13 protein-coding genes are annotated in these 12,257 nt (G+C 54.1%); 4 read left to right on the top strand and 9 right to left on the bottom strand.

What is annotated here, in order from left to right; genetic code table 11:
• Positions 1-177 precede the first annotated feature (177 nt).
• Positions 178-1,050, bottom strand: a complete 873-nt coding sequence (locus tag J2T14_RS21680; RefSeq protein ID WP_307474100.1) for a DUF4097 family beta strand repeat-containing protein — start codon at positions 1,048-1,050, stop codon at positions 178-180.
• 184 nt (positions 1,051-1,234) lie between these two features.
• Complete coding sequence (locus J2T14_RS21675) at positions 1,235-1,756, bottom strand: LysM peptidoglycan-binding domain-containing protein (RefSeq protein WP_307474098.1); 522 nt, start codon at positions 1,754-1,756, stop codon at positions 1,235-1,237.
• Between the two features lie 457 nt (positions 1,757-2,213).
• Between J2T14_RS21675 and J2T14_RS21670 the strand changes: the two genes are divergently transcribed.
• From J2T14_RS21670 to J2T14_RS21660, 3 genes are all read left to right on the top strand, one after another.
• A complete protein-coding gene (locus J2T14_RS21670; RefSeq protein WP_307474096.1) occupies positions 2,214-2,876 on the top strand; it encodes an HAD family hydrolase in 663 nt (220 codons plus the stop codon).
• Between the two features lie 30 nt (positions 2,877-2,906).
• Positions 2,907-3,782 (top strand): RNA polymerase sigma-70 factor, encoded by an 876-nt coding sequence (locus tag J2T14_RS21665; RefSeq protein ID WP_307474094.1) that lies wholly within the window; start codon positions 2,907-2,909, stop codon positions 3,780-3,782.
• A gap of 84 nt (positions 3,783-3,866) precedes the next feature.
• Positions 3,867-4,304 carry a carboxymuconolactone decarboxylase family protein gene (locus tag J2T14_RS21660; RefSeq protein WP_307206132.1) on the top strand — a complete coding sequence of 146 codons (438 nt, stop codon included), beginning with the start codon at positions 3,867-3,869 and terminating at the stop codon, positions 4,302-4,304.
• A 160-nt stretch (positions 4,305-4,464) separates the two neighbouring features.
• Here the strand turns inward: J2T14_RS21660 and J2T14_RS21655 are convergent, their stop codons facing one another.
• Together J2T14_RS21655 and J2T14_RS21650 are read right to left on the bottom strand one after the other, a co-directional pair.
• A complete protein-coding gene (locus tag J2T14_RS21655) occupies positions 4,465-5,283 on the bottom strand; it encodes a class I SAM-dependent methyltransferase (RefSeq protein ID WP_307474092.1) in 819 nt (272 codons plus the stop codon).
• 123 nt (positions 5,284-5,406) lie between these two features.
• Entirely contained in the window at positions 5,407-6,261 is an 855-nt protein-coding gene (locus J2T14_RS21650; RefSeq protein ID WP_307474090.1) for a protein-glutamine gamma-glutamyltransferase, read from the bottom strand.
• A 171-nt stretch (positions 6,262-6,432) separates the two neighbouring features.
• Between J2T14_RS21650 and J2T14_RS21645 the strand changes: the two genes are divergently transcribed.
• Complete coding sequence (locus J2T14_RS21645; protein ID WP_307474088.1) at positions 6,433-6,729, top strand: hypothetical protein; 297 nt, start codon at positions 6,433-6,435, stop codon at positions 6,727-6,729.
• An 87-nt stretch (positions 6,730-6,816) separates the two neighbouring features.
• On the opposite strand, the gene J2T14_RS21640 is transcribed toward J2T14_RS21645, so the two are convergent.
• The 5 genes from J2T14_RS21640 to J2T14_RS21620 form a co-directional block, all read right to left on the bottom strand.
• On the bottom strand, positions 6,817-7,968 hold the full coding sequence (locus tag J2T14_RS21640) for a bifunctional cystathionine gamma-lyase/homocysteine desulfhydrase (RefSeq protein WP_307474085.1): 1,152 nt from the start codon (positions 7,966-7,968) through the stop codon (positions 6,817-6,819).
• 1 nt (position 7,969) lies between these two features.
• Complete coding sequence (locus tag J2T14_RS21635; protein WP_307474083.1) at positions 7,970-8,893, bottom strand: PLP-dependent cysteine synthase family protein; 924 nt, start codon at positions 8,891-8,893, stop codon at positions 7,970-7,972.
• Positions 8,894-8,907: 14 nt separating this feature from the next.
• Positions 8,908-9,555, bottom strand: a complete 648-nt coding sequence (locus J2T14_RS21630; protein ID WP_307474081.1) for a class I SAM-dependent methyltransferase — start codon at positions 9,553-9,555, stop codon at positions 8,908-8,910.
• A gap of 228 nt (positions 9,556-9,783) precedes the next feature.
• Positions 9,784-11,532, bottom strand: coding sequence for a putative bifunctional diguanylate cyclase/phosphodiesterase (locus tag J2T14_RS21625; protein WP_307474079.1), 1,749 nt, complete (start codon positions 11,530-11,532; stop codon positions 9,784-9,786).
• Positions 11,533-11,684: 152 nt separating this feature from the next.
• On the bottom strand, positions 11,685-12,257 hold the full coding sequence (locus J2T14_RS21620; RefSeq protein ID WP_307474077.1) for a DJ-1/PfpI family protein: 573 nt from the start codon (positions 12,255-12,257) through the stop codon (positions 11,685-11,687).

Genomic DNA, 12,257 nt, shown 5'->3' with positions numbered 1-12,257 from the left:
TTAATATCATTCATATCGGTATCTAATGACTTGTCTCCATGGGATCACGTGAAGCGAAATTGGGAGTTGGACGAGTTTAATCGATCACTTTACATTTCTTCAACTCGATTCCAAAAACAGCAAAGAAGCCCCCCTGTATCAGAAGAGGAGCTTAAGCGATACTAATAAATTTCCCATTTAATTGCCATATGCTTTGCGGGTGGTGTCAGCTTCGCTGGCACTGCCCCATTTCGTATCGATGCTGATCGCGCCAACAGCCGTCTTTGCTTCAAGGCGGTGTTCGCCTGAACCGATCTTGCCAACCTTCTCGCTGCCGGCATCTACGCTGTATCTGGTCTCGCCAAGATTAGCCGTAACTTTGCCAAGATCGCTCTTCAGGTCGATATCCGCGGCTGTAGGCGTTTCCTCAAGCCGAATATCTATAGCGCCAATATCGGCCGTCGCGATGAGGTCGTTGTCGAGCTTGACGCCTTCCACGCTGATCTCGCCTGCACTCGTCTTAAGCTTCATGCTGCCCTGAACTCCGCTAATCCGAATGGCTCCCGCATCGACTTGAATGTCGAGGCTGCCCGACTTTACATCGTTCGCTTCTACGATGCCAAAATTGTTGCGGATCGTAACCTTATCGTACAATTGATCCGGCAAGGCAATAACGAGCTTACGGGAGCCGTTTTGTTTATTGGCGGCTAAGATCCCCTTCTGCTCGTCCTCGTTCACGGTCAGCTTCAGCTCTTTCGATTGAACGGAAGCATCGAAGCCGAACCGGTTGTCGATCGCTTTGTCCGTTCGAAGCTCGATCTCGGCCGTACCGGTCTCGCTTCTTGTCACTTCGATAGCCATCGCTTCCGTGTCCACATAGATGCTGTCGAATTCGTCTCCTGCAAAAGATTTCTTCTTCACATTCCATTCGCCCGATCCGGATTCCTCGCCGATGGTCGAAGCTTCGACCTTTTCCGTCCATTCTATCGCCTGCCCTGAGCAGCCTTGCAGGACAAGCGCGAATGCGAACGCCGCCGCAACAACCACGCCCGTCTTCTTATTCTTTATCATTGGTGAATTCTCCTTTGGCACGAACCGTTTTTTCCTTGCCTCTACATTCATTGTAGACGCAGAACGACTCGCTTCATTCTGACCGGAGTCCATAAAAGTCCTTAGACCTTGGTCGGGGAAAGCACGCAAAAAAGCCCGCGCGCGGCTGAATGCTACCGCAGGCGGACTCTTTTTTAGTTTTATCTTAGTACAGCTTGCCGGAGAACGGCATCACATTCGATTGGTTCGGTTGATTTGGTTGATTCGCATGATGCATTTGGCTCGGTTGAATTGGATGGCTCGCTTGATACATCTGGTTCGCTTGGCCCGCTTGATGCATCTGGTTAGCCATCATCGGCGCATCCGCTGCACCCTCGATGTACGTCTTCTGGCATCCCATATGGGAGATGCGCGGGATGTGGACTTGCGTCCCCGGTTGAAGCCCTTGGCCTGCAAGTTGCGGGTTCGCTTCGTCCAGTATCACTTTAGGAATATTGTACATGTGGGCGATCTTATCCATCGAATCTCCCGCTTGCACCTGATGCTGGGCAACGAACATATCATTGTCGACGATAGTGCCGTCCTCGCGGAACGGGAAGAACGGGAAGAAGAACGGCGAGAAGAAGAAGAACGGGAACAAAAAGCGGCCAGGGAAGAACGGGTGCGGGAACGGACGGAAAGGTCTGCGGAATCCTCCGAATCCACCAGGAACAAAACCACGATCCATTAAGTAAAACCTCCAATATTTTTTATAGTCATCTGTCTATATAACATATGGGCATTTGCTCATGGTGTGCCCCAGTCACGCGAAAATGGGCTTGTTCGTCTCCCTCCGCCCAGTCGGCTACAGCTTCTGTTCGAGATATCAATCCAAGTAGCGTTGCAGTAACTGCAACGGAATAACCCCATTTGTCCCCCGTATCTGACTCGGTTGCAGGGAATGCAACGGATCCTCCCAATTTGCACTATTCCGCCATGATAAGCAATGAATCTGTTGCTGTCTGTGCAACGAGCGCCTGCTATGTCCGTTGTTTCGCCCTATCCGTTGCAGTTTGTGCAATTGACGTGAGTATGCGATATGACCATTCAAGACATAGCCACCTTAGCCGTATTTTACAAATCATAGATGCATCGATTACAATCGCTTTATCACTTAAACGCATCGAAGTGTGAGGAGGATTCTGTTGATAAAAGCCGTTTTGTTCGATCTCGATCTTACCTTGCTCGACCGCGACGTCTCCGTGGAGCGCTTCGTCAGCCATCAATACGACCGTTATTATGCGGCTCTGCAACATATTCCGAGAGAAGTTTATGCAGCCGCCTTCATCGAACTGGACGCGGGCGGCTATGTCTGGAAGGACATTGTTTATGAACAGCTCGTACGTCAATTCGGCATTGAAAACATCACGCCGGCAGAGCTGCTGGACGACTATGTAGCGCAGTTTCACAAGAGCTGCGTTCCTTACCCCGGCCTCAAGGCCATGCTGGATACGCTCAAGACTGAAGGGTACGCGCTTGGGTTGATCACGAACGCGATCGGTGATTTTCAACAACGCAATATCGAGGCGATTGGAATCGAGCCTTATTTTGATGTTATATTGATCTCAGGTTGGGAAGGGGTTAAGAAGCCTCACCCGGACATTTTTCTGCGGGCGCTCGATAAGCTCGGCGTAGAGCCGGAGGATAGCGTCTATATTGGCGACCATCCGCTGAACGATGTCGAGGCCGCACGCCATGTGGGCATGAAGGGCATTTGGAAGAGCCATACCCGCTGGGAGCAGCCTGCGCAATTGGATGGCGTCGTTCATGATTTGATCGAAATTCCCGCACTCATATCGCGTCTCTAAACCGACTGCCTTGGAAGGAGTTTAGCTGTTATGGATTTTCAAACCGCGTATAACGCCTACCGCTCCCTGCTGCAAGCAATCGCTTACCGCATGACCGGTTCGCTGGCAGATGCAGAAGACATCGTCCAAGACGTATTCATCGAATATAGCAAGCTGCAGACTTCCGATATTGCGAATCCAAAAGCCTACATCATTCGAATGACGGCGAATCGTTGCATAAACTATATGCAATCCGCCCGGATGAGGCGGGAGCAATATGTCGGCGCTTGGCTGCCGGAGCCGCTTGTCAGCTTCGCGACCTCGGGCAGCGATAATCCCGCCGATCTCTACGATCATGCGGAAACCGTATCGTATGCCCTTCTCGTTATGCTTGAACAGTTAAGCGCAGTCGAGAGAGCCGTTTTCATCCTGCGTCAATCGTTCGATTTCGAATATAGCGAGATTGCCGATATTTTAGGTAAAACGGAGGCCAATTGCCGCAAAATATTTAGCCGCGCAAACGATAAGCTGCATAAACAATCGCCTGTTCTGCCGGACAACACGGCGCAGGCAGCACCGCTTGCGACCGCTTTTCTCGCGGCTGCCCGAGGCGGCAGCGTCGATGCGCTTGTCAGCTTGCTGACCGAGGACGCGCTGCTCACATCGGACGGCGGCGGCAAAGTCCGCGCTGCGATCTTCACGATTATCGGCAGAGAACGCGTTCAAGCATTCCTCGAAGGCGTCGTTGCGAAGGGTTTCCTCGGCGACTCGCAGAGCATGGCGCTTATTAACGGACAGCCGGGCATCGTCTTCTATAGAGATGGCCGCCCGCTCAAAACAATCAGCTTCCGGCTTGATGCGGCCGGGGAGCGGATCGAGCATATCTATATCGTGCTTAATCCGGATAAATTACAAAGGATAGGGTAACCTGTCACAAACGAAGCTCCTGTATTGTCTTTTTAATGAGACAGTCAAAAATAACCGGTGCATAACCGGAGAGGAGCCATCATCATGGAACAAAGAATGAATCTGGCCGGTGAAATCCCAGCCGCATACAAAGCGATGAGCGGTCTTGAGGCTTACGTACAATCGACAGGCATCGAGAAATCGTTAATGGAGCTAATTAAGATCAGAGCGTCGCAAGTTAACGGCTGCGCCTTCTGCATCGATATGCATTCGAAGGATGCCCGCAAGGCAGGCGAGACGGAGCAACGCATCTACATGCTGAACGCATGGCGGGAAGCGCCGTACTATAGCGACTCCGAGCGTGCGGTGCTTGCGCTGACCGAAGCGGTTACGCTAGTGACGCAAGGACATGTGCCGGACGATGTATATGCGGAAGCGGCGCGCCACTTCGACACGAAGCGGCTTGGCGAGATCATTATGGCGATCGTTACGATCAACGCTTGGAATCGCATTGCGATCTCCACTCGCATGATGCCGCAGTAGCTTGGAACACGCCAGCCTGACTGCTTAGGATTGATCCCTGCTGCGTTACGGCCTACGATAGAGGCATGCCGCGATAATCATATCGCGGTATGTCTCTTTTTCTACATTGACTGGTTCCTTGACTTGAATCATGTATTTACTGGAACTGCCTTACCGCCAACTATTTCACGCCCAGCCGGAGCCGATAGCTGAACAGCACGTCAAGCTCCCGTCCGGCAAAATATCGCTCGGCAACCTCGCGGAATTCCGCCAACTCCCCGTCCAGCGCCTTCGAGCCCTGCTTCTGCACGGCGCGAACGCCGCCTTGGCTTAGCGCAATGCCGACATAGCGGTCGGCGTCGCAGCGCTCCATGTTATGAAAGACGATCTCCCGCGCATACTTGAACTTTCCGCTCGCCCGAATATGGCCCAAGTGCTGCTCCTTGTCCGCCTTCACTGCCCGCTCCTGCTCTGGAATCAGCTCGGCGATAAGGATCTCCGACTTTGCGAGTAACCGCTCGTATGCCGACTCGACCTCCCAGTGAATAACCGGGGGCCAATCGCAGTCATATGCCGCGAACACGCCGCCATCCGTCAATACGCGGGCAACCTCGCTCAGCGTACCTACCGGTTCCATCCAGTGGAACGATTGCGAGCAGGTTACGAGGTCGATGCTCTCGTCAGCGAGCTCCAACCGGTCGGAGTACCCTTTCACGAACGAGATAGATTCTGCAGCGTCTGCAGCAAGTTTGCTAAGCGCTTTGCCTCGCATATCATCATTGGGCTCGACACCGACAATACGGTCGGCATGCCCCTTCCATACGAATGTAGACAAGCCCGTACCGCAGCCGAGATCGGCAACCGCGCCTGGCCTCCTCCCGAGATAAGTCGTCAGCAGCTCGAGAACCTTCTGCGGCGCCTCCGGGCGATAACGATTATAGTCGTCCTCGAAGCCCGAGAACCGGTTAACGTTATTTTGGATAACCGAATGAGAATTCATTGCTTCAACACCTCCGTCTCTAATTCATCACCCTTATTATGGATATCCATTGCTTTCGTTGCAATAGTCCGCCTCATAGAAAAAACCCGCCGACTAGGCGGGTCCATCCACGATCTAATACACTTATAGAAGCATTCTGTCCTGCTTCCTCATCTTATGATTGCGGTAGACGTAGACAGCCGTGCCGATTCTGGCGACAACGGGCGGTTCCGCCCGCTCCGCAAGGACAGATTCGCGGCTTCTCGAAGGGAGCGTCATCAAGTAACCGAAGTCGGGATGGTTGACCAGATCGGATAGGAACGCCGACTTCGTGCTGCCAGGATTGCGCGTGCGGTTAAGCGCTTCGATCATCCCCGCTGCGCTCTTAATGCCGACACCGTGACCATAGTAGAGATCGTTGGCCAGCTTGATCACATTTTCCCCTTGCCATTCCGGCCTGTCGTCGTCATGATCGGGATTCTCGAAATATAGGATATCTCCCGGATAAGCTTCAACGTAACTGTATAACGTAATTAAACGCAGGTCGTTGTCGTATGTCCAGTCGTACAGCAGCAAGTCGCGAAAGTGGCGGTTGAAGTTGCTTTCGCCCAGCGTCTCAAGCATAGCCTTGTACAACAGAATGACGATGGCCGTCGCGCATTCGAAAGCATACAGCTCGCCGTTCGCATAAATATCCCTAATGCCGTCCGAAGGAAGCACGCCCGGTCTTAGCTTGAAGCCCCCTGCCTCCGTACGACTCCAAAGCCGCTCGTTGCACCTTGATTTTTTGAATACCGCAAAGCTGGCTCCGCTGTCGTTCAAGTCTTTGGCAGCCTGCACAATATTCGATCTTAATACGAGCTCGAACTGCAGCGCTTGAAGCGATGGATACCGATACATCTCAGGGCTGCGTTCCTTCTGGCGCACGATGCTTCTTTGCAATTCCGTGAGCGGCAGCTGGCTAATCTGCTGCGCATTGCTGCCCGTTATATTGATCACCTTCATACCTCCATTATCCGCATTCGTGTATAGGTTATTGTACGTGAGCAGCTGTCTTTTGGTGAGGCGGATTCGTAGGAGGTCTTAGGGAACGATCATGAAACTGTCACAGACAAGCAGTCCGTTTTGTCATACGATACAAGTAATAATAGGAGAGGAAAGTGGGCATTTATGAAAAAAGAACATATCGTCCATTTCAAGGTTATGCGCGGCACTTCAACGGAACGAATGAGAGGGCTTGTGTACTTAGAGGAAAATGAGCAGCCGACTTCCCGGCATTTCGAGCAATGCCTGAAGCAATGCGGCTTCGAAGTTCGGCTTGCGAACAAGGAGCAGTTCATCTATAAGCCGGTTGATCCGAGCGAAGATTACACGATTGACGTACTCGAGAATTACGGCAGGCAAAACGGCGATCTGCAAAGCGACTACCTGGCCAGAAGCTTCATGAAGCCTAATCGACCCATCTGAATGTGCTGCTATTCCGCAGCACACTAGTCACCGGGCAAACAGCGAAAGGTTCTTTCGCTATTTCACGCCGAGCACCCGCCCAACAAGCTACTCCAGCCCCACCTCGAACTTCAGCGCCTGCTCCAAGTCTTCCAGCAAATCCTCGGCGTCTTCGATGCCGATCGATAGGCGGATTAGGCCGCCGGTAATGCCGAGCGCATCGCGCCGCTCCTTCGGAATCGAGGCATGAGTCATCTTGGCCGGAAGAGAAATGAGGCTTTCCACCGCGCCCAAGCTTTCGGCCAACGTGAAATATTTCAGTCGTCCAAGCAGCGCAACTGCCCGCTCCTCGCTGCCTGCATCGAAGGAAATGATGCCGCCGTAACCGCGCGCCTGCCGACCGGCCAGCTCATGCTGAGGATGGCTCGCAAGCCCCGGATAATAGACCGCGACCACCTCGGAGTGACCGTCCAAGTACGCGGCGATTCGCCGCGCGTTATGCTCATGGGCTTCCATTCGCAGCCCCAAAGTCTTCAGCCCGCGCATGAGCAGCCAGCTGTCCTGCGGGCCAAGCACGCCGCCCGTCGCATTCTGGATAAAGCGCAGCCGCTCGGCTAACTCCTCCGAGCTCACGACGGCAAGTCCTGCAACGACGTCGCTATGCCCGCCCAAATATTTGGTCGCGGAGTGGACGACGATGTCCGCGCCCAGCGCAATCGGCGTCTGCCAATAAGGCGTGCCGAACGTATTGTCGACGATGAACAGCAGTCCCGCCGCCTTCGTCCAGCGCGCCAGCTCCTCGATGTCCGTTACCTTCAGCAGCGGATTGGTCGGCGTCTCGACGAACAGCGCCTTCGTATTCGGCCGGAGGGCGGCAGCCAGTTCGGCGGGGTCGGTCGTATCCGCGAAGGTCGACTCGATACCCTGCCGCTCCAGAACCTTCGCAGCGATGCGATACGTCCCGCCGTATACGTCATCCGTTATAATGACATGATCGCCGGAGCGCAGCAGCCCGAATACGGCATGGATCGCTGCCATGCCAGACGCGAAGGCGAAGCCCGCCGTCCCTTCTTCCAAGTCGGCGATCAGCCGCTCAAGAGCGTGCCGCGTCGGGTTGCCCGTACGCGAATATTCATAGCCTTTGTGGACGCCGACACCGTCCTGCTTATACGTGCTGACCTGATAGATCGGCACGCTTACCGCCCCCGTATGCGGATCGATCGGTATGCCTCCATGTATGAGCTTTGTCCTCGGTTTCATGCTAGACGCCTCCGTCGTATATATTTTTGCTTAAATAGCGTTCGCTGCTATCCGGAAAGACCGTTACGATTCGGCTTCCCGCCTTCGCTCCCGCCGCCTCCGCCAGCGCCGCATGAAGCGCGGCTCCCGACGAGCTGCCGACAAGCAGACCCTCCAGCAGCGCTAACTCCTTTACCCGCGCGAATGCATCAACGTCCTTCACCGTATGAATCGCATCGAAGTAGCTGCGATCCATGAACGGCGCGAGCGCTTCAACGCCGATCCCCTCCGTTCGATGCGAGCCCGCTGCGCCTCCGGCAAGTATCGAGCCTTCCGGCTCGACGATGACCGTTTTCACTCGCGCATCCCGCTCCTTCAAGTAACGCGCCGTTCCCATGAATGTGCCTCCCGAGCCCGCTCCCGCAACGAAAATATCGAGCGCTCCGTCCATATCGCCCCAAATCTCCGGGGCAAGCGTGCGATAATACGTCAGCGGGTTATCGGCATTCGTGAATTGCCCCGGCATATAGGCGCCCGGCAAGGTTGCCGCCAGCTCCTCCGCCTTTCGGATCGCGCCGCTCATCCCTTCGGATGCCGGCGTATGCACGATCTCGCTGCCAAGCGCCCGCATAAGCCGCTGCTTCTCGATACTGAATTTCTCCGGTACGACGAACACCGTCTTAATGCCCCTCCGCACCGCCGCCAGCGCAAGACCAATGCCCGTATTGCCCGCCGTAGGCTCAACGATCGTCCCTCCAGGCTTCAGCCGTCCGCTCTCCAAGGCCCGCTCCAGCAGCATCTGGCCAAGTCTGTCCTTCACGCTGCCGCCCGGATTCATGAACTCCAGCTTCGCGTACAACTCCACGCCCTCCGGCAAAGGAAAAGCCGTCAACTGAATTAAAGGGGTACTGCCGATCAGCTCATGCACGTTCCTGTACATCACCATTCGCCGTCCTCCTCTCAGCTGCCGTCCGTCTTGACCGCTTCCATCAGCCACACATAACGGTTCATCGGACTGAGCGCAACATGAAACCCATGGGCTTCGAACATGCCAGTCAGCACATTTAACGTCGTATAATATTCAGACTGCAAATCTTTTAACAGTTCCTTATATCCCGCTTCTTCCACCGCCAGCTCGATGCTTCGCCTTGCCGCCTCATCCTGAAACGCCGTATCCGCGAAAATAATCCGGCCGCCGTCTCCGAGCCATGCCGCATATTGCCTAATCGCCTGCTCCTTCTCCTCATCCGTCAGATGGTGGAACGCGTACGTGCTAACAATCGTATCGATCGGGTCCGCAATGGCCGGATAATGAAGGAAGTCGCCCTCCACCAGCGTGGCGGCCAATCCCCGCTTGCCGAACTGCGCCCGCATCCCTTCGGACGGCTCGATGCCGTATACGCGAAGACCTCTTGCCAGCAGCTTCTCCGTCAGGTTGCCCGTTCCGACGCCGAACTCCACGACCGTTCCGCTTGCACGTACAGCTACCGCCTCCAAGATGTCCTCGTAACCCTCGAACACTTCCCTGTACTGCCTATCATGCCCTGCCACCGTACGATCGTAATGCTCCGACCACTCGTCGAACAGCTTGTTAAATTCGGTTCCCACTTCGCATCCGCCCTCTCTGGCCCGGTATGAAAACCAACCTTGTTCATATGATTAATCGTATATATATCGTTAACATATGAGTTCAGAGTGGCCAAGGTGTAAGCGGGAGCGACCTATAAGCCTTTTTGTGCGGCAGCCTATAAGGCAAGAAACGACGTGCAAAATAAAAAACCTTACCGCCTATGAACCCCAAGGTTCACGGAAAGCAAGGTTTCCCATCCGTTACTTCTATCCAAGCAGAAGCTGTTCCAGTTCGCCGGCCGCCAGCGGCCTGCTGAAGAAGTAGCCTTGCACCTTGTCGCAGCCTTGCTCCCGCAAGTAGGCTAGCTGGTCCGCGCTTTCCACGCCTTCCGCGATAACGTTCATGCTCATTCTTTTGCCGATCAAAATAATTTGTTCCACAAGCGTTGCCTGATGATTCGATTCCGCCCCGATGAGATCGATGAACGACTTGTCAATCTTCAGCGTCGAGATCGGCAGATGGGTCAGATGGCTTAAAGAGGAATAGCCGGTACCGAAGTCATCCAGCGCGATCTTAATATTCGTACGCTTCAGCTCGTTCAACTTCAAACTTACATGGTCGTACGATTCGAGCAGCACCGACTCCGTTATCTCAAGCTCCAGGTCTTGCGGATCGAGTCCCGACGCTTGCAGCGTACTCAGCACCATTTCGTTAAAGCCTGTCTGAAGCAGTTGCAGCACAGAGATATTGACGGACATCGTCAAATGCCCGAACCCCTTCTGATGAAGCTCCCGCAGAAATCGGCAAGCCTTCCCCAGTACCCATTCGCCGAGCGGCACGATCTGATGCGTATCCTCCGCTACCTTAATGAATTTGAGCGGCGACACACAGCCAAGCTCCGGGCTTTTCCAGCGCAGCAGCGCCTCTAGACCCGATATCCGATTCGTCGCCAGATCGATTTGCGGCTGATAGGCAAGCTCGAACTCATTAAGCTCAAGCGCCTTGTACAGCTGTTTCTCGATCATCATCCGCTCGGCGAAGATCTCGTTCAGCGGATGGTCGAAAACGATATAATTGTCCTTGCCCGCTTCCTTCGCCTTGTGCATCGCAATATCCGCACGCTTGACCAGCTCCATCATATCGCTGCCATGATCGGGATACAGGCTGATACCGACGCTTATGCTGATATGAATCATCGTGCTCTCCATGTCGACGGCTTGCTTGAAACAGGATAGAATGCTTCCTGCCGCCTCATGGATATGCTCCCGCTGCGCCAGACTATGCCATACGATAATGAACTCATCGCCGCCGAACCGATAAACGACGCCTTGTTGAGCGACAATCGACTTCAGCCTCTCGCTCGCCTTTACGATAAGCCGGTCGCCGAATCCGTGCCCCATCGTATCATTGATATATTTGAAGTTGTCGATATCCACGAACAGCAGAGCCGCATGGCCCTCTCTCCCCGCAAAAAAAGAATTGCCCACGTTTTCGTACAAGCCCAGCTTGTTGGGCAACCCCGTCAGCAGATCGTGGTAGGCCAGATGCTGCATCTTCTCTTCGCTTTCTCTCAGCTTCCGCTGGTTCTGGGTGACGAAATCGTATTGCTGGCGAAGCTCATCCTCGGCAGCCGTGATTTCCTCATAGGCGGATTCCAGCTCGTCATGGGCTTGTACCATCTCGCGATAAGCAAGCTCCAGCTTCTCTTCTACCTTCTTAATACGCTTAAGCGTCCGCCATATCAGGGCAAAGACGAGCAGCGCCGTAACGAAAATGAAAAACCAGCCTTTTATCATATTAATTTTCGCGATCCATCCGGCATTATTCGTAACTGCCGACACCGCCCGATCGGTTAGCAATATCCATAAGCAGCCTACAACAAAATAAACGCCGGCAATGCGGATCGACCCCAATAGCGGGCTGAAGGCGCGCTTATCTCCCCCTCCCTTGCCTTTCTCCCCGTAAGAATCGCTACTATACAGATGGGTACTTTTGTCTTTTCGTCTTTGCAGCATATGGCCCCCCATTCAACGCGCACAATGTTCACTGTAAATTTTTCTGCAAATTACCCGTAATTCCTCCATAATTCTATCATTTACGCAAACTAAAAAGGAAGGAACATAGCCCTGTCAGGCTAAATCCCTCCCTTACTTCCGAGCCATGCCGCTTACGCTAAGCTCTTATAATACGGATAATCCATCGCTTGCTGAATGTCCGCCGCAACAGCTTCGCCCCAGATCGACTCTATGAAAAAAAGCCCCAAGTCCACCGACGCGGTAATGCCGCCGCCCGTAAAGACGCGACCATCTTGTACGTACCGCTCCCTAACCGCCGTCCCGCAATAAGAAACAAGCAGTTCGATCGCGTTCGGATTCGTCGTCGCCCGCTTCCCCGTGAGCAGGCCCGCTGCGCCAAGAAGAACCGCGCCCGTGCAGACGGACGCCTTATAGGCCGCCTCCTCGGCCGTTCGCAGCCAATCGATGAACGAAGCGTCGCTAACCAGCCGCCTCGTCCCCATTCCCCCCGGAAGGAACACGACATCGTAATGTCCCAAATGCGGCAGAACCAGATCGACCTTCACCCGCATGCCTCGATCGTCCGTAATCTCCTCCTTGGTTGCGCAATAATCCCAGGTCATGTCTTCCACCAGTCCTCGCTTCTTCAGCCACGTTACCGCGTTATGAAAGCCGCTGAAATCAAGCATCGTCATATCGTCGAATAAAATAAACGCCAGCCGCAT

The organism is Paenibacillus harenae, assembly GCF_030812415.1.
GTDB lineage: Bacteria > Bacillota > Bacilli > Paenibacillales > Paenibacillaceae > Pristimantibacillus > Pristimantibacillus harenae_A.
This window is presented reverse-complemented; position numbering and strand designations above follow the sequence as displayed.